Source organism: Pantoea sp. S-LA4, from assembly GCF_054482835.1.
Map to the genome: position 1 here is coordinate 902,004 of NZ_JBTLRC010000002.1, position 18,325 is coordinate 920,328.

17 protein-coding genes are annotated in these 18,325 nt (G+C 55.4%); 16 read left to right on the forward strand and 1 reads right to left on the reverse strand.

The features are described 5' to 3' along the window. Positions 1 to 47: 47 nt before the first annotated feature. The gene (locus tag ACX3P5_RS05110; protein WP_233984890.1) at positions 48 to 1,331 is read right to left on the reverse strand and encodes a citrate synthase; all 1,284 of its coding nucleotides are present in this window, start codon (positions 1,329 to 1,331) and stop codon (positions 48 to 50) included. A gap of 632 nt (positions 1,332 to 1,963) precedes the next feature. Here ACX3P5_RS05110 and sdhC point away from each other — a divergent pair. The 16 genes from sdhC to tolA all read left to right on the forward strand — a co-directional run bounded on the left by sdhC (position 1,964) and on the right by tolA (position 18,248). Beyond that, complete coding sequence (gene sdhC / locus ACX3P5_RS05115; protein WP_046288454.1) at positions 1,964 to 2,353, forward strand: succinate dehydrogenase cytochrome b556 subunit; 390 nt, start codon at positions 1,964 to 1,966, stop codon at positions 2,351 to 2,353. Then, positions 2,347 to 2,694: a succinate dehydrogenase membrane anchor subunit gene (gene sdhD, locus ACX3P5_RS05120; protein ID WP_233984889.1), complete on the forward strand. Its 348-nt coding sequence runs from the start codon at positions 2,347 to 2,349 to the stop codon at positions 2,692 to 2,694. The genes sdhC and sdhD overlap by 7 nt, the downstream gene beginning before the upstream one ends. After that, positions 2,695 to 4,461 carry a succinate dehydrogenase flavoprotein subunit gene (gene sdhA, locus ACX3P5_RS05125; RefSeq protein ID WP_233984888.1) on the forward strand — a complete coding sequence of 589 codons (1,767 nt, stop codon included), beginning with the start codon at positions 2,695 to 2,697 and terminating at the stop codon, positions 4,459 to 4,461. Between the two features lie 14 nt (positions 4,462 to 4,475). Further along, positions 4,476 to 5,192: a succinate dehydrogenase iron-sulfur subunit gene (locus tag ACX3P5_RS05130; RefSeq protein WP_233988207.1), complete on the forward strand. Its 717-nt coding sequence runs from the start codon at positions 4,476 to 4,478 to the stop codon at positions 5,190 to 5,192. Positions 5,193 to 5,397: 205 nt separating this feature from the next. Then, the gene (gene sucA / locus ACX3P5_RS05135) at positions 5,398 to 8,205 is read left to right on the forward strand and encodes a 2-oxoglutarate dehydrogenase E1 component (RefSeq protein ID WP_233984887.1); all 2,808 of its coding nucleotides are present in this window, start codon (positions 5,398 to 5,400) and stop codon (positions 8,203 to 8,205) included. Positions 8,206 to 8,220: 15 nt separating this feature from the next. Further along, complete coding sequence (odhB, locus tag ACX3P5_RS05140) at positions 8,221 to 9,441, forward strand: 2-oxoglutarate dehydrogenase complex dihydrolipoyllysine-residue succinyltransferase (RefSeq protein ID WP_233984886.1); 1,221 nt, start codon at positions 8,221 to 8,223, stop codon at positions 9,439 to 9,441. Between the two features lie 70 nt (positions 9,442 to 9,511). After that, positions 9,512 to 10,678 (forward strand): ADP-forming succinate--CoA ligase subunit beta, encoded by a 1,167-nt coding sequence (sucC, locus tag ACX3P5_RS05145; protein WP_046288453.1) that lies wholly within the window; start codon positions 9,512 to 9,514, stop codon positions 10,676 to 10,678. Then, the gene (gene sucD / locus ACX3P5_RS05150; RefSeq protein WP_458968373.1) at positions 10,678 to 11,553 is read left to right on the forward strand and encodes a succinate--CoA ligase subunit alpha; all 876 of its coding nucleotides are present in this window, start codon (positions 10,678 to 10,680) and stop codon (positions 11,551 to 11,553) included. Before sucC ends, sucD begins: the two co-directional genes overlap by 1 nt. Positions 11,554 to 12,129: 576 nt before the next feature. Beyond that, positions 12,130 to 13,701, forward strand: a complete 1,572-nt coding sequence (cydA, locus tag ACX3P5_RS05155; RefSeq protein ID WP_233984885.1) for a cytochrome ubiquinol oxidase subunit I — start codon at positions 12,130 to 12,132, stop codon at positions 13,699 to 13,701. Positions 13,702 to 13,712: 11 nt separating this feature from the next. After that, a complete protein-coding gene (gene cydB, locus ACX3P5_RS05160; RefSeq protein ID WP_233984884.1) occupies positions 13,713 to 14,852 on the forward strand; it encodes a cytochrome d ubiquinol oxidase subunit II in 1,140 nt (379 codons plus the stop codon). A 15-nt stretch (positions 14,853 to 14,867) separates the two neighbouring features. Further along, on the forward strand, positions 14,868 to 14,972 hold the full coding sequence (cydX, locus tag ACX3P5_RS05165; RefSeq protein ID WP_094119676.1) for a cytochrome bd-I oxidase subunit CydX: 105 nt from the start codon (positions 14,868 to 14,870) through the stop codon (positions 14,970 to 14,972). Then, complete coding sequence (gene ybgE / locus ACX3P5_RS05170) at positions 14,972 to 15,265, forward strand: cyd operon protein YbgE (RefSeq protein ID WP_233984883.1); 294 nt, start codon at positions 14,972 to 14,974, stop codon at positions 15,263 to 15,265. Before cydX ends, ybgE begins: the two co-directional genes overlap by 1 nt. Before the next feature lie 178 nt (positions 15,266 to 15,443). Further along, positions 15,444 to 15,848, forward strand: coding sequence for a tol-pal system-associated acyl-CoA thioesterase (ybgC, locus tag ACX3P5_RS05175; protein WP_031374830.1), 405 nt, complete (start codon positions 15,444 to 15,446; stop codon positions 15,846 to 15,848). Further along, entirely contained in the window at positions 15,845 to 16,531 is a 687-nt protein-coding gene (gene tolQ, locus ACX3P5_RS05180; RefSeq protein WP_031374831.1) for a Tol-Pal system protein TolQ, read from the forward strand. Before ybgC ends, tolQ begins: the two co-directional genes overlap by 4 nt. A gap of 13 nt (positions 16,532 to 16,544) precedes the next feature. Beyond that, entirely contained in the window at positions 16,545 to 16,973 is a 429-nt protein-coding gene (gene tolR / locus ACX3P5_RS05185) for a colicin uptake protein TolR (RefSeq protein ID WP_031293057.1), read from the forward strand. A gap of 27 nt (positions 16,974 to 17,000) precedes the next feature. Continuing rightward, positions 17,001 to 18,248 carry a cell envelope integrity protein TolA gene (gene tolA / locus ACX3P5_RS05190; protein WP_458968374.1) on the forward strand — a complete coding sequence of 416 codons (1,248 nt, stop codon included), beginning with the start codon at positions 17,001 to 17,003 and terminating at the stop codon, positions 18,246 to 18,248. Positions 18,249 to 18,325 lie beyond the last annotated feature (77 nt).

An 18,325-nucleotide genomic window follows, 5' to 3' on the forward strand; every position in this document is an offset into this window, starting at 1 on the left:
AAAAAAACGGGGCCAGATGGCCCCGTTTTTTTATTGGGAAATAACGTTTATTTGTCCAGCTGGGAGTTAAATTCGCGCTCGGTATAACCGGTGTAGAGCTGACGTGGACGGGCAATTTTCATCCCTTCGTCGTGCATCTCTTTCCAGTGTGCAATCCAGCCAACGGTACGCGCCATCGCGAAGATCACGGTAAACATGGATGACGGGATACCCATCGCTTTCAGAATAATGCCAGAATAGAAATCGACGTTTGGATAGAGTTTACGCTCAATAAAGTACGGGTCGTTCAGCGCAATGTGTTCCAGCTCCATCGCCACTTCCAGCAGATCGTCCTTCATACCCAGCTCATTCAGCACTTCATGGCAGGTATCGCGCATCACGGTCGCGCGCGGATCGTAATTCTTGTAAACCCGGTGACCAAAGCCCATCAGGCGGAAGGAGTCATTTTTATCTTTGGCACGCTTCACAAATTCAGGAATGTGCTCAACGGTGCTGATCTCTTCCAGCATACGCAGCGTAGCTTCGTTCGCGCCGCCGTGCGCCGGTCCCCACAGGGAGGCGATGCCCGCCGCGATACAGGCAAATGGATTCGCGCCAGAAGAACCAGCGGTACGCACGGTCGAGGTTGAGGCGTTCTGCTCATGGTCAGCATGCAGGATCAGGATACGGTCCATGGCGCGTTCCAGTACCGGGTTAACCTTGTACTCTTCGCACGGCGTGGCGAACATCATGTGCAGGAAGTTACCGGCATAAGAGAGGTCATTACGCGGATAAACGAACGGCTGGCCGATGGAGTATTTGTAGCACATCGCGGCCATGGTCGGCATTTTGGAAAGCAGGCGGAACGCGGCGATTTCGCGGTGACGCTCAATGTTTACGTCCAGCGAATCGTGGTAAAACGCCGCCAGTGCGCCGGTCACACCACACATCACCGCCATCGGATGCGAATCACGACGGAAACCGTGGAACAGACGGGTGATCTGCTCATGAATCATGGTATGACGGGTAACGGTGGTACGAAATTCTTCAAACTGCTTCTGATTTGGCGCTTCGCCATTCAGCAGGATGTAACACACTTCCAGATAGTTAGAGTGGGTCGCCAGCTGGGCGATCGGGAAGCCGCGGTGCAACAGGATACCTTCATCACCATCAATAAAGGTGATTTTTGATTCGCAGGATGCGGTAGAGGTGAAACCCGGATCGAAGGTAAAGAGTCCACTGGAGCCGAGGGCGCGGACATCAACCACATCCTGGCCCAGCGTGCCTTGCAGCACATCCAGTTCAACGGACGTTTCATCTTGTAGGGTTAGCGTCACTTTTTTATCTGTCATTTTCGTCTCCATAGCGCCTTAGGCAGGTAAAGATCTTTAGACACCTGAAACGCGTTCATGTTGCGGTTGGCAAAACTTCACAGCATCACTCTGCTGTCTTATGGCTGGTGCAGGGTACAGAGTGAGAGGCGCGTTCCCAGCAGGAACCGTAGAGCCATGGACATGCTGCATATCGCGGTTGTTAAAGATCCGGTCAGGACATAACTTCTTGGTAACCAATAACCTGATGCTTTTTAATGCTTACGTTCGCAATGTTACATAACTTGCGCTTAGGGGAAAGTGTATCCCCATAACTTTTGTGCATCATAGGAATTTGTAGCGTTAGTTTGTAACTGAATTGTTGAACTATTGTCAAATCAGATAATTAAAATTGTATCATTTGTGAAAATCGTGAGTAGGATCACTGTTCCACCTAAAATTTACCAAAGAGTTTGTAGGGGAATTGTAATCAGAATGTGATCCTCCTATACTCCAGCCAGGTCTCCGGAACACCCTGACACCAGGAGCCACCCAGCGTTTCTACCGCGTCAATTAACACTGGATGTTGCTTTTTTGGTGACGGTTAAAGTCTGCCACGCGTTGTGATTAGACTCCGCCTCAGGTCCGGAGGAAGCAAAATAAAAAAGAGCTGTGTGGGCAAAACCGTGAAAAAACAAAGACCTGTCAACTTGGATCTCTCGACGATCCGGTTTCCCGTTACTGCAATATCGTCCATTCTTCACCGCGTCTCCGGCGTAATCACATTGGTTGCCCTTGGCATCCTGCTGTGGCTGCTCGGTCTCTCTCTCTCCTCTCCGGAAGGTTTCCAGCACGCTGCAACCATCATGGATGGCTTCTTCGCGAAGTTCATCATGTGGGGCATTTTAACGGCGCTGGCCTATCACGCGGTGAGCGGGATTCGTCATATGTTGATGGATTTTGGTTATCTGGCTGAAACCCTGCAGGTGGGTAAACGTTCGGCTTATATGACTTTTGTGATCACTGTCGTGCTGGCAATTCTGGCGGGAGTCCTCGTATGGTAAGCAATGCATCCGCGTTGGGTCGCAACGGCATTCAGGACTGGCTGCTGCTGCGGGCAACGTCAATTCTGATTACGCTCTACATCGTCTATATCCTCGGTTTTGTGGTGATGACAGACACGCTGACGTATGAGCTGTGGCGTGGCTTCTTCGCTTCCGCATTCACCAAAGTGTTCACCCTGCTGACGCTGTTTTCCATTCTGATCCACGGCTGGATCGGTATGTGGCAGGTGTTGACCGACTACGTCAAACCACTGGCAACCCGTTTGTTGTTGCAGTTTGTGATTGTGGTGGCGCTGTTGTGGTATGCGATCTATGGATTTGTTGTGGTGTGGGGTGTGTAAATGAGTTTGCCAATCAGAGAGTTTGATGCCGTGGTGATCGGCGCAGGTGGCGCAGGAATGCGAGCCGCACTGCAAATCTCCCAGGCCGGCCAGAGCTGTGCCCTGTTATCCAAAGTTTTCCCGACCCGTTCCCACACCGTATCTGCGCAGGGCGGTATTACCGTCGCGCTGGGTAATACCCATGAAGATAACTGGGAATGGCACATGTACGACACCGTCAAAGGCTCCGACTATATCGGTGACCAGGACGCGATTGAATATATGTGTAAAACCGGCCCGGAAGCGATTCTGGAGCTGGAGCACATGGGTCTGCCGTTCTCGCGTCTGGATGATGGCCGTGTCTATCAGCGTCCGTTTGGTGGTCAGTCGAAGAACTTCGGCGGCGAGCAGGCGGCACGTACCGCGGCGGCAGCGGACCGTACCGGTCACGCCCTGCTGCACACGCTCTACCAGCAGAACCTGAAAAATAAGACCACTATCTTTTCTGAGTGGTATGCGCTGGATCTGGTGAAAAATGCCGACGGCGCCGTGGTTGGCTGTACCGCGATTTGTATCGAAACCGGTGAAACCGTTTACTTCAAAGCCAAAGCTACCGTGCTGGCCACTGGCGGCGCGGGGCGTATCTACCAGTCCACCACCAATGCGCACATCAACACCGGTGACGGTGTCGGCATGGCGCTGCGCGCCGGCGTACCGGTGCAGGATATGGAGATGTGGCAGTTCCACCCAACCGGCATCGCCGGCGCTGGTGTGCTGGTGACCGAAGGCTGCCGTGGTGAAGGCGGTTATCTGCTGAATAAACATGGCGAGCGCTTCATGGAGCGTTATGCGCCGAATGCCAAAGATCTGGCGGGCCGTGACGTAGTTGCGCGCTCGATGATGATCGAAATCCGTGAAGGTCGCGGCTGCGATGGTCCGTGGGGCCCGCACATTAAACTGAAGCTCGATCACCTGGGTAAAGAGGTGCTGGAGTCACGTCTGCCAGGCATTCTTGAGCTGTCGCGCACCTTTGCTCATGCTGACCCGATTAAAGAGCCGATCCCGGTAATTCCGACCTGTCACTACATGATGGGCGGCATTCCAACCAAAGTGACCGGACAGGCACTGCGGGTGAATGAGCAGGGCGAAGACGTGGTGATTCCAGGGCTGTTTGCGGTGGGCGAAATCGCCTGCGTATCGGTTCACGGTGCCAACCGTCTGGGCGGCAACTCGCTGCTCGACCTGGTGGTCTTTGGCCGTGCGGCCGGTCTGCATCTGCTGGAAAGCATTCAGGAGCAGGGCGATCTGCGTGATGCCTCTGAAGATGAAATTGATGCGGCGATGGCGCGCTTCAACCGCTGGGAAAACAACACCACCGGTGAAGACCCGGTTGAGATTCGTAAAGCACTGCAGCGTTGCATGCAGAATAACTTCTCGGTCTTCCGTGAAGGCGATGCCATGGCGCAGGGCCTGGAAGAGCTGAAAGTGATTCGTGAACGCCTGAAATCGGCGCGTCTGGATGACCGCTCACCGGACTTCAACACCCAGCGTATTGAGTGTCTGGAACTGGATAACCTGATGGAGACGGCGTTTGCCACGGCGGTGGCGGCTAACTATCGCACCGAGAGCCGCGGTGCGCATAGTCGCTTCGACTTCCCGGATCGTGATGATGAAAACTGGCTGTGCCACAGTCTTTATGTCCCGGAAACCGAGAGCATGACGCGCCGTGAGGTGAACATGCAGCCGAAACTGCGCGCGGCCTTCCCGCCGAAAGTGCGTACCTACTAATTTCGGAGACGATGATGAGACTCGAGTTTTCAATTTATCGCTACAATCCAGAGGTCGATGACAAACCGCGGATGCAGGAGTACAGCCTGGAAGCGGAAGATGGTCGCGACATGATGCTGCTGGATGCGCTGATCCGTCTGAAAGAGAAAGATCCGACGCTGGCGTTTCGTCGCTCCTGCCGTGAAGGCGTGTGCGGCTCTGACGGCCTCAACATGAACGGTAAAAACGGTCTGGCCTGTATCACGCCAGTCTCGGCGTTAGGCAACGGTAAACAGAAAATTGTTATCCGTCCGCTGCCCGGTTTACCGGTGGTGCGTGACCTGGTGGTAGACATGAGCCAGTTTTATGCACAATATGAGAAAATTAAGCCTTTCCTGTTGAATAATGGGGAAAATCCGCCGGCACGCGAGCATCTGCAATCGCCGGATGAGCGCGAACATCTGGACGGATTATACGAATGTATTCTCTGTGCCTGTTGTTCAACCTCATGCCCATCGTTCTGGTGGAATCCGGAGAAGTTTATCGGACCTGCTGGCCTGCTGGCCGCGTACCGCTTCCTGATCGACAGCCGCGACACCGAAACCGATGCGCGTCTCGACAATCTGAACGACGCTTTCAGTGTATTCCGCTGTCACAGCATTATGAACTGTGTGAGCGTATGCCCGAAAGGGCTGAACCCGACGCGCGCCATCGGCCACATTAAGTCGATGCTGCTGCAACGCGGGGCATAAGCACCACACCATCCGGGAACCTCAGGTTCCCGGTGGTTTACGGAAGCCTCTGTAAGCGCGGTCTGGTACCACGTTTACAAAGGTTCCCTTACGGGCCACGCGCGCGCTGCGCACAGTGCTCGTATCGCTGAACTCACTACGGCAAACCGCGAAAGCGGCAACAAATGAAACCTCAAAAAAGCATAGCAATGCTTAAGGGATCACAATGCAGAACAGCGCGATGAAGCCCTGGCTGGACTCCTCCTGGCTGGCCGGCGCGAACCAGTCTTACATAGAGCAACTCTATGAGGATTTCCTGACCGATCCTGACTCTGTCGATGCAGTGTGGCGCTCGATGTTCCAACAGTTACCGGGCACCGGAATGAAACCTGAGCAGTTTCACTCCACCACACGTGAGTACTTCCGTCGCCTGGCGAAAGACGCATCTCGTTACACCTCATCTGTCTCCGATCCAGAAACCAACTCCAAGCAAGTGAAAGTGCTGCAGCTGATTAACGCGTTCCGTTTCCGCGGCCATCAGCACGCCAATCTCGATCCGCTCGGCCTGTGGAAGCAGGATCGGGTTGCCGATCTGGACCCGGCTTTTCACGATCTGACCGACGCCGATTTTCAGGAAAGCTTTAACGTAGGTTCGTTTGCCATCGGCAAAGAGACCATGAAGCTGGCCGATCTGTTCGAGGCGCTGACCCAGACTTACTGTGGCTCGATTGGTGCGGAGTATATGCACATCAACAACACCGACGAGAAACGCTGGATTCAGCAGCGTCTTGAATCGGCGGTGGGCCATGCGTCATTCAGCAGCGAAGAGAAAAAAGGTTTCCTGAAAGAGCTGACCGCGGCAGAAGGTCTGGAAAAATATCTCGGGGCTAAATTCCCGGGCGCCAAACGCTTCTCGCTGGAAGGCGGCGATGCGCTGGTGCCGATGCTGCGCGAAATGATTCGCCATGCCGGTAAAAGCGGTACCCGTGAAGTGGTACTGGGTATGGCGCACCGTGGTCGTCTCAACGTTCTGATCAACGTGCTCGGTAAAAAGCCGCAGGATCTGTTCGACGAGTTCGCCGGTAAGCATAAAGAGCACCTCGGTACCGGTGACGTGAAGTACCACATGGGCTTCTCGTCTGACGTCGAAACCGAAGGCGGCCTGGTCCACCTGGCGCTGGCGTTTAACCCGTCGCACCTGGAGATCGTCAGCCCGGTGGTGATGGGGTCAGTGCGTGCCCGTCTGGATCGTCTGGAAGAGCCAAGCAGCAACAAAGTGTTACCGATCACCATTCACGGTGATGCCGCTGTGATCGGCCAGGGCGTGGTGCAGGAAACCCTGAACATGTCCCAGGCGCGCGGTTACGAAGTGGGCGGTACCGTTCGCATCGTAATCAACAACCAGGTTGGCTTCACCACCTCCAACCCGAAAGATGCGCGCTCAACGCCTTATTGCACCGACATCGGTAAAATGGTGCTGGCACCGATTTTCCACGTCAATGCGGATGATCCGGAAGCGGTGGCGTTTGTTACCCGTCTGGCGCTCGATTATCGCAACACCTTTAAACGTGACGTGTTTATCGATCTGGTCTGCTATCGCCGTCATGGTCACAACGAAGCCGATGAGCCGAGTGCGACCCAGCCGCTGATGTACCAGAAAATCAAAAAGCACCCGACGCCGCGTAAAATCTACGCTGACCGTCTGGAGAGCGAAGGGGTAGCCACTCAGGAAGATGCGACCGAGATGGTCAATCTCTACCGCGATGCGCTGGATGCCGGCGAATGCGTGGTGCCGGAATGGCGTCCGATGAGCCTGCACTCCTTTACCTGGTCGCCTTACCTCAACCACGAGTGGGATGAGCCATATCCGGCCCAGGTCGACATGAAACGTCTGAAGGAACTGGCGCTGCGTATCAGCCAGGTGCCGGAAGAGGTAGAAGTCCAGTCACGCGTCGCCAAGATCTACAACGATCGCCGACTGATGGCCGAAGGTGAAAAAGCCTTTGACTGGGGCGGCGCGGAAAACCTGGCCTATGCCACGCTGGTAGATGAAGGTATCCCGGTTCGCCTGTCGGGCGAAGATACCGGTCGCGGTACCTTCTTCCACCGTCACGCAGTGGTCCACAACCAGGCGAACGGCTCAACCTATACCCCGCTGCACCATGTGCACAGTGGTCAGGGCCAGTTCAAAGTCTGGGACTCCGTGCTGTCAGAAGAGGCGGTGCTGGCGTTTGAATATGGTTATGCCACTGCAGAACCGCGTATCCTGACCATCTGGGAAGCGCAGTTTGGTGACTTCGCCAACGGTGCCCAGGTGGTGATCGACCAGTTCATCAGCTCCGGTGAGCAGAAATGGGGCCGGATGTGTGGCCTGGTGATGCTGCTGCCGCACGGCTATGAAGGTCAGGGTCCTGAGCACTCCTCAGCACGCCTTGAGCGCTATCTGCAACTCTGCGCTGAGCAGAACATGCAGGTCTGCGTGCCGTCTACGCCAGCGCAGGTTTATCACATGCTGCGTCGTCAGGCGCTGCGCGGAATGCGTCGTCCACTGATTGTGATGTCACCGAAATCGCTGCTGCGTCATCCGCTGGCGATCTCCACGCTGGATGAGCTGGCTAACGGCAGCTTCAAACCGGCGATTGGCGAAATCGACGATCTCGATCCGCAGGGCGTGAAACGCGTGGTGTTGTGCTCCGGTAAAGTCTATTACGACCTGCTGGAACAGCGCCGTAAAAATGAGCAGACCGATGTGGCTATCGTGCGCATCGAGCAGCTCTATCCGTTCCCGCATCAAGCGGTACAGGAAGCTTTAAAAGCGTATTCCCACGTGCAGGATTTTGTCTGGTGTCAGGAAGAGCCACTGAATCAGGGTGCATGGTACTGCAGTCAGCACCATTTCCGCGAAGTCGTGCCGTTTGGCGCCACCTTGCGTTATGCAGGCCGTCCGGCATCCGCTTCACCAGCCGTGGGTTACATGTCCGTACACCAAAAACAGCAGCAAGACCTGGTTAATGACGCGCTGAACGTTAATTAATTAAAAGGAAAGATAATGAGTAGCGTAGATATTCTCGTTCCCGACCTGCCTGAATCGGTTGCCGATGCCTCCGTGGCAACCTGGCACAAAAAACCAGGCGATGCAGTGACTCGCGATGAAGTGCTGGTTGAAATTGAAACTGACAAAGTGGTGCTGGAAGTGCCGGCATCCGCTGACGGTATCTTAGAAGCCGTGCTGGAAGATGAGGGCGCAACCGTCACTTCACGCCAGATCCTGGGCCGTCTGAAAGAGGGCAACAGCGGCGGTAAAGAGAGCAGCGCGAAGTCTGAAAGCAAAGAGTCGACTCCGGCTCAGCGTCAGACCGCCTCCCTGGAAGAAGAGAGCAATGATGCGCTCAGCCCGGCCATTCGCCGTCTGATCGCGGAACATAACCTCGACGCTTCGCAGATCAAAGGCAGCGGTGTTGGTGGTCGTCTGACCCGTGAAGATGTTGAAAAACATCTGGCCAACAAGCCTGCTGCGCCGAAAGCCGCTGCACCTGCCGCTGACAGCGCGCCGCAGCCTGCTGTGGCAAACCGCAGCGAAAAACGCGTGCCGATGACCCGTCTGCGTAAGCGCGTGGCTGAACGTCTGCTGGAAGCGAAGAACAGCACTGCGATGCTGACCACCTTCAACGAAATCAACATGAAGCCAATCATGGATCTGCGTAAGCAGTATGGTGAGGCGTTCGAGAAGCGTCACGGCGTGCGTCTGGGCTTCATGTCGTTCTACATTAAAGCGGTTGTTGAAGCGCTGAAACGCTATCCGGAAGTGAATGCCTCCATCGATGGCGAAGATGTGGTTTACCACAACTACTTCGACGTCAGCATTGCCGTCTCGACGCCACGCGGTCTGGTCACGCCAGTGCTGCGCGATGTTGATGCACTGAGCATGGCTGACATCGAGAAGAAAATTAAAGAACTGGCGGTGAAAGGTCGTGACGGCAAGCTGACGGTTGAGGATCTGACCGGCGGTAACTTCACCATCACCAACGGCGGTGTGTTCGGTTCCCTGATGTCTACACCGATCATCAACCCGCCACAGAGTGCCATCCTCGGTATGCACGCCATCAAAGATCGTCCGATGGCGGTCAATGGTCAGGTGGTGGTGCTGCCAATGATGTATCTGGCGCTCTCCTACGATCACCGTCTGATCGATGGCCGTGAATCTGTCGGCTACCTGGTTGCGGTGAAAGAGATGCTGGAAGACCCGGCGCGCCTGCTGCTGGATGTCTGATTTTCATCGGGCGCGCCTCGCCGCGCGCCCAACCTCTTTACTCTTTTCAGACCTGAATGGATAGAACATCATGAACTTACACGAATACCAGGCGAAACAACTGTTTGCACGGTATGGCATGCCAGCACCGACCGGTTACGCCTGTACTACACCACGTGAAGCGGAAGAAGCAGCCTCGAAAATTGGCGCAGGCCCGTGGGTAGTAAAATGTCAGGTTCATGCCGGTGGCCGCGGTAAAGCGGGCGGTGTGAAAGTGGTTAACAGCAAAGAAGAGATCCGTGCCTTTGCTGAAAACTGGCTGGGCAAACGCCTGGTGACCTACCAGACAGACGCCAATGGCCAGCCGGTCAACCAGATTCTGGTTGAAGCAGCGACCGACATCGATCAGGAGCTTTACCTGGGTGCGGTGGTCGATCGTGCAACGCGTCGCGTGATCTTCATGGCCTCAACCGAAGGCGGCGTGGAAATCGAAAAAGTGGCGGAAGAGACCCCGCACCTGATCCACAAAATGGCGCTTGATCCCCTGACCGGTCCACAGCCTTATCAGGGCCGTGAGCTGGCATTCAAACTGGGCTTGTCCGGTAAGCTGGTGGGTCAGTTCACCAAGATCTTTATGGGTCTGGCGACGCTGTTCCTGGAGCGCGATCTGGCGATGGTTGAGATCAACCCGCTGGTGATCACTAAGCAGGGCGATCTGATCTGCCTGGATGGCAAACTGGGTGCCGATGGCAATGCCCTGTTCCGTCAGCCAGAACTGCGCGAAATGCGCGATCCAAGCCAGGAAGATCCGCGTGAAGCCCATGCCACACAGTGGGAACTGAACTATGTTGCGCTGGAAGGCAACATCGGTTGTATGGTGAACGGCGCAGGTCTGGCGATGGGTACCATGGACATCGTTAAGCACCACGGCGGTCAGCCAGCCAACTTCCTTGATGTCGGCGGCGGCGCAACCAAAGAGCGCGTCACAGAAGCCTTCAAAATCATCCTGTCTGACGATGCGGTGAAAGCCGTGTTTGTTAACATCTTCGGCGGTATCGTACGCTGCGACCTGATTGCCGACGGCATCATCGGCGCAGTGGCTGAAGTGGGTGTTAACGTACCGGTCGTGGTACGTCTGGAAGGTAACAACGCCGAGCTGGGCGCCCAGAAACTGGCGGACAGCGGTCTGAACATCATTGCAGCAACCAGCCTGACAGACGCCGCACAGCGTGTTGTTGCTGCCGCGGAGGGTAAATAATGTCCATTCTGATCGACAAAAACACCAAAGTCATTTGCCAGGGTTTCACCGGTGGCCAGGGGACTTTCCATTCTGAGCAGGCGCTGGCTTACGGCACCCAACTGGTTGGCGGCGTGACGCCAGGCAAAGGCGGCACCACGCACCTTGGTCTGCCGGTGTTCAATACCGTGCGCGAAGCCGTAGAAGCGACCGGCGCAACCGCCACCGTCATCTACGTACCGGCACCGTTCTGTAAAGATGGCATCCTCGAAGCGATCGATGCGGGCATTAAACTGATCATCACCATCACCGAAGGTATCCCGACGCTGGATATGCTGACGGTGAAAGTGAAGCTGGATGAAGCAGGCGTGCGGATGATCGGTCCAAACTGCCCAGGCGTGATCACCCCAGGCGAATGCAAAATCGGCATCATGCCGGGCCACATTCACCAGCCGGGCCGCGTCGGCATCGTGTCACGTTCAGGGACACTGACCTATGAAGCGGTTAAGCAGACCACGGACATCGGTTACGGCCAGTCGACCTGCGTCGGCATCGGCGGCGACCCGATCCCAGGTTCTAACTTCATCGACATCCTGAAAATGTTCCAGGACGATCCACAGACCGAAGCGATCGTGATGATCGGTGAGATCGGTGGCAGCGCGGAAGAAGAAGCGGCGGCATTCATCAAAGAGCACGTCACCAAACCGGTTGTTGGTTACATCACGGGTGTGACGGCACCTAAAGGCAAGCGTATGGGCCATGCGGGCGCCATCATTGCCGGTGGTAAAGGCACCGCTGACGAGAAGTTTGCGGCGCTGGAAGCAGCGGGCGTGAAAACCGTTCGCAGCCTGGCTGACATTGGTGATGCCGTGAAAGCGGTACTGCCAGCGAAATAAGCCGGACCGTTCCGACAAAAAGCCACCTCATGCGGGTGGCTTTTTTTATGCGGTTAAACGGCCGCCAGAGCTTGGTGCGGCTGGGCCGGATACCGCGCTGAATCATCCTCTAAAAACCGCCAACGTTAATTAAATAGATCAAAGGTAACCTTTTTTAAATAATATTCAGCGCGACGATGACATCCTGATAACAAGAAACCTACCTGAACATATCTGGAAACTTATTGCGTTAATCCAGATCAATTATCGGCAAGTTATAACCAACTATTCCGCTGGCAAAGCGCAGCGTTAAAGGCGTAAATTGCGCTGCATCAATCCAGCCTTTTACACAAACTTTCAAACGTTTGCTCTGACCGGGGATGACACCCTCTTTTCTGTTGTTTCTGCTTACGTTGAAGATAGCGCTGCGTTGACACTCAGGGCTGCTTTACCCGTTATTTGCCAGCATCGGGCAGCTCATTTACCGGTTCCGCCGGGTATAAAAAAACTGGAATTAATAAACAGTCGTTCCTGACTCAGATTACGCGCGCCGCTGACGCGCGCGTAACGAGATAATGCGAGGAGCAAGGAGTCATTATGTTAGATATCGTCGAGCTGTCGCGGTTACAGTTTGCCTTAACGGCGATGTACCATTTTCTGTTCGTGCCTTTAACGCTGGGTATGGCGTTTTTGCTGGCGATCATGGAAACGGTTTACGTCCTGAGCGGTAAACAAATTTATAAAGATATGACTAAATTCTGGGGCAAGTTATTTGGTATTAACTTTGCGCTGGGTGTGGCTACCGGTCTGACGATGGAATTTCAGTTCGGCACCAACTGGTCCTATTATTCTCACTACGTCGGCGATATTTTCGGTGCGCCGCTCGCCATTGAAGGCCTGATGGCGTTCTTCCTCGAATCCACCTTTGTCGGTCTGTTCTTTTTTGGCTGGGATCGGCTGGGCAAAGTGCAGCATCTGGCGGTGACCTGGCTGGTGGCGCTTGGCTCAAACATGTCTGCGCTGTGGATTCTGGTGGCCAACGGCTGGATGCAGAACCCCATCGCCTCTGAGTTCAACTTCGAAACCATGCGTATGGAGATGGTCAGCTTCTCTGAGCTGGTGCTGAACCCGGTTGCGCAGGTGAAATTCGTTCATACCGTGGCAGCCGGTTACACCACTGGTGCGATGTTCATTATGGGCATCAGCGCTTGGTACATGCTGAAAGGGCGTGACTTCGCCTTTGCTAAACGCTCGTTCGCCATTGCGGCCAGCTTTGGCATGGCGGCGATACTGTCGGTAATCGTGCTGGGTGATGAGTCCGGTTATGAGATGGGCGACGTGCAGAAAACCAAGCTGGCAGCGATTGAAGCGGAATGGGAAACCCAGCCCGCGCCTGCGTCATTTACCCTGTTTGGCCTGCCGGATCAGGAAACCCGCGAAAACAAATATGCCATTCAAATCCCGTGGCTGCTCGGCCTGATCGCGACCCGATCCACCGACACGCCAGTGACCGGTCTGAAAGATCTGATGGCGCAGCATGAAGTGCGTATCCGTAACGGCATGAAAGCCTACGCCTTGCTGAATGAACTGCGTGGCGGCAGCCAGGACCCGGCAGTACGCGATGCGTTCAACGCCCATAAACAGGATCTTGGTTATGGTCTGCTGCTGAAGCGCTATACCGACAACGTGGCGGATGCGACCGAAGCACAGATTCAGCAGGCGACGCAGGATTCCATCCCGCGCGTGGCTCCGCTTTACTTCGCCTTCCGCATCATGGTTCTTTGCGGCGTGCTGCTGCTGGGTGTGATGACCCTGGCGTTCTGGAGCGTGATCCGTAACCGCATCGGTAAGAATCGCTGGTTACTGAAAGCGGCGCTGTTTGGTATCCCGCTGCCGTGGATTGCCATCGAATCGGGCTGGTTTGTGGCCGAATATGGTCGTCAGCCGTGGGCGATCGGTGAAGTGCTGCCGACCGCGGTCGCCAACTCGTCGCTGACCACGGGCGATCTGCTGTTCTCCATGATCCTGATCTGCGGCCTCTACACGCTGTTCCTGATAGCTGAGATGTACCTGATGTTTAAATTTGCCCGCCTCGGGCCGAGCAGCCTGAAAACCGGGCGTTACCATCATGAACAGATCACGGCGATCACCCAGCCGGTGCAGGGATAAGGAGAAGGATCATGTTTGATTATGAAGTACTGCGCTTTGTCTGGTGGCTGCTGATAGGCGTCCTGCTGATTGGCTTTGCGGTCGCGGATGGCTTTGATATGGGCGTCGGTATGCTGACGCGCATTCTGGGCCGCAACGATACCGAACGCCGTATCATGATTAACTCGATTGCGCCGCACTGGGATGGCAATCAGGTGTGGCTGATCACGGCGGGCGGCGCGCTGTTTGCTGCCTGGCCGATGGTCTATGCCGCCGCGTTTTCCGGCTTCTATGTGGCGATGATTCTGGTGCTCGCCTCGCTGTTCTTCCGTCCGGTGGGTTTCGATTACCGCTCGAAGATTGAAGACAACCGCTGGCGCGGTGCTTGGGACTGGGGCATCTTCATCGGCAGCTTCGTGCCACCGCTGGTGATTGGCGTGGCGTTCGGTAACCTGTTGCAGGGCGTACCGTTCCATGCTGATGAGTATCTGCGCCTGTTCTATACCGGTAACTTCTTCCAGCTGCTGAATCCGTTTGGCCTGCTGGCGGGCGTGGTCAGCGTCGCGATGATTCTGGCGCAGGGCGCGACCTACCTGCAGATGCGCACCACCGGTGAACTGCATCTGCGGTCACGCACTGCGGCACAACTGGCGGCGCTGGTGATGATGGTCTGCTTCGTACTGGCGGGCGTCTGGGTCAAATATGGAATTGATGGCTACGTGGTCACCAGCACCATCGATCACTTCGCTGCCTCTAACCCATTGGGTAAAACCGTGGTGCGCGAAGCGGGTGCCTGGATGGTCAACTTCCAGAATCATCCTGTACTGTGGCTGTTCCCGGTGCTGGGTACTGTGCTGCCACTGCTGACCATCCTCTGCTCACGGGTTGAGAAGGGCGCCTGGGCGTTCCTGTTCTCTTCCCTGACGCTGGCCTGCGTCATCATGACCGCCGGTATCGCGATGTTCCCGTTCATCATGCCATCCAGCACGGTGCCGGGAATGAGCCTGACGATGTGGGATGCCACCTCCAGTCTGCTCACCCTGAAAATTATGACCGTCGCCGCGGTGATTTTCGTACCGATCATTCTTGCCTACACCAGCTGGTGTTACTGGAAGATGTTCGGTCGCATCACCAAAGAGCACATTGAAAGCAACAGTCACTCACTCTACTGATTAAGGAGACGACGCATGTGGTATTTTGCCTGGATTCTTGGCACCTTGCTGGCCTGTGCCTTTGGTATCGTCACCGCACTGGCGATTGAGCATGTCGATGCGCAGGATGAGACACACTGATGCGTACCGTGATTCAGATGCTCTATGGTCTGATGGATAAGGGCCCGTTACGGGCCCTTTCACTGCTGCTGGCGCTGGTGACGGCCGGCGGCGTGCTGTGGGACCCGACGCGCTTTGCCGACCACGCAGGCCGGCTGCCTGCACTGCAGGCGGTGGTGCTGATTTGGGCGATCTGCTGTGGCGTGATCCACGGCGTCGGTTTCCGGCCACAACATACCCGATGGCAGGCGCTGTTTTCTCCCTTACCGGCAATGGGGGTGCTGTTTATCGCGCTTTATCGCTTTTACGCTTAATCTCCCGCCATATCGACGCTGTGAGTGAGTTTTTGTCAGCGTCCGGTCAAGAAATCTCCCTGAAATCGTTCCGTTTGTTTCGGTGCGATAATTATTTTCGCCTGGCTCTGGCGACCCATTCCAAACCCGATTTGTCTTGCGTATAGTAGCAACGTTTAAAACGAGGCCGGGATGTAGAGTGAGTACAACGCTGTTTCGCTGGCCGGTTCGGGTCTATTACGAAGATACTGATGCCGGTGGCGTGGTTTATCACGCCAGCTATATCGCTTTTTATGAACGAGCACGTACCGAAATGTTGCGTCAGCACCATTTCAATCAGCAGACGCTGTTAGAACAGCAGGTCGCTTTTGTGGTGCGGCGCATGACGGTGGACTATCTGGCCGCAGCGCGTCTTGATGACCTTCTGGAAATCCAGAGTGAAGTGACATCAATGACCCGGGCGACCATGACGTTTACCCAGCGTATCGTGAATGCTGAAGGCAAAGTGCTCAATGAGGCAGAGGTCCTGATTGCCTGCATTAACCCACATCTGATGAAGCCGATTGCGCTTCCCAAGTCTATTGTCGCGGAGTTCAAGCAGTGACTGACATGAACATTCTTGATTTGTTCCTGAAGGCGAGCCTTCTGGTCAAACTTATCATGTTGATTTTGATCGGCTTTTCGATTGCCTCCTGGGCGATCATTATTCAGCGTACGCGTATTCTCAACGCGGCGGGGCGGGAAGCGGAGGCGTTTGAAGACAAGTTCTGGTCCGGTATCGAACTCTCTCGTCTCTATCAGGAGAGCCAGGGTCGCCGTGATGAACTCGCCGGGTCGGAGCAGATTTTCTACTCCGGCTTCAAAGAGTTTGCCCGTCTGCATCGCGCGAATAACCACGCGCCTGAAGCCGTCATTGAGGGCGCAAGTCGTGCAATGCGCATCTCAATGAACCGTGAGCTGGAGGCGCTGGAAAACCACATTCCTTTCCTCGGCACCGTCGGTTCCATCAGTCCCTATATCGGTCTGTTTGGTACCGTCTGGGGGATCATGCACGCCTTTATCGCGCTGGGCGCGGTGAAGCAGGCGACTCTGCAAATGGTTGCACCGGGTATTGCTGAAGCGCTGATCGCCACGGCGATCGGTCTGTTTGCGGCGATCCCGGCGGTGATGGCCTATAACCGACTGAACCAGCGCGTGAACAAACTGGAGCAGGGCTATGACAACTTCATGGAAGAGTTCACCGCCATTCTGCATCGCCAGGCTTTCTCCAGCGATAGCGCTAAGTAAATAGAGGTTAATGATGGCCAGAGTACGTGGTCGCAAACGCCGCGACCTGAAGTCGGAAATCAACATCGTTCCGCTACTGGACGTCCTGTTGGTGCTGTTGCTGATCTTCATGGCGACGGCGCCCATTATTACCCAGAGCGTAGAAGTGGACCTGCCTGATGCCACCGATTCGAAAACCGTCGCCAGTGACGATAACCCGCCGGTGATTGTCGAAGTGGCGGGTGTCGGTCAGTACAGTCTGGTGGTCGATCACGATCGTATGGAACAGTTGCCACCGGAGCAGGTTATCAGCGAAGCGCAGCGTCGACTGGAAGCGAATCCAAAGACCGTCTTTTTGATCGGGGGCGCGAAAGAAGTGCCTTACGACGAAATTATTAAAGCGCTCAACCTGCTGCACCAGGCGGGTGTTAAATCTGTCGGTTTGATGACGCAGCCGATTTAAAATCGAACCGTTTTTTGGGAACCGAGTGTGTCGAAGGCAACCGAGCAAAACGAGAAGTTAAAGCGCGCGATAATCATTTCGGTGATTCTGCACATCGTGCTGATCGCGCTGCTGATATGGAGCTCGTTTAATGAGCACATTGACGCCAGCAGTGCCGGTGGCGGCGGCAGCGATATTGATGCTGTGATGGTCGATCCCGGTGCGGTAGTGAGTCAATACAACCGTCAGCAGAACCAGCAGAGCGACAGCCAGCGCGCTGAACAGCAGCGTAAAAAGCAGGCGCAGCAGCAGGCTGAAGAGTTGCAACAGAAACAGGCCGCTGAGCAGCAGCGTCTGAAAGCGCTGGAGAAAGAGCGGCTGGAAGCGCAGGAAAACGCCAGACAGCAGGCGAAGCAGCAGGCTGAACAGCAAAAAGCGGCAGAAGAGGCAGCGAAGCAAGCGCAGGAGCAACAAAAAACCGCTGAAGCGGCTGCAGCGAAAGCGAAAGCGGACGCAAAAGCTCAGGCGGATGCGCAGGCGAAAGCCGCTGCCGAACAGGCCAAACAGGCTGCCGCAGAGGCGAAGAAACAGGCCGATCAGCAGGCTAAAGCGGCCGCGGCCGCGGCAGCCAAAGAAAAAGCCGTAGCCGAAGCCAAAGCGAAGTCGGAAGCTGAGGCGAAAGCCGCTGCAGAAGCTAAAGCGAAAGCTGCGGCCGATGCGAAAGCCAAAGCGGCTGAAGAAGCCAAAGAGAAGGCGGCTGAAGCCGCTGCCAAAGCCAAAGCGGACGCAGCTAAAGAGAAAGCGGAAGCCGCTGCGAAAGCGAAAGCGGATGCAGCCGCCAAAGCAAAAGCTGACGCCGCAGCCAAAGCGAAAGCCGATGCGAAGGCCAAAGCCGCTGCAGATGCCGCCAATGACAGCGATGTTGATGACCTGCTAGGCGGACTCGCCTCCGGTAAAAATGCGCCGAAAAGTGGCACTTCTGGCGGCGCAGCAGGTCAGGGAAATCAGAAGAAAGCGGGTGCCTCAGGAGCGGAGATTAACTCCTACATGGGCCAGGTTGTCAGTGCAATTCAAAGTCGATTCTATGATGCGGATCTCTATCGCGGAAAAACCTGTGATTTACGGATTAAACTTGCGCCTGATGGATTGTTGATTGATGTTAAGTCAGAGGGTGGCGATCCCGCGCTCTGTCAGGCCGCGATTGCTGCCGCCAAACAGGCACGTATTCCGAAGCCACCTTCACAGGCGGTCTACGAAGTGTTTAAAAACGCCCCAATGCGTTTTAAACCGCAATAATGCAGTATCTGACGGCAAGTTGATCTAAGGTTAGCTTGCCGTAATTAAGTCGTACTCATGGTTTCCAGGAACAGTGC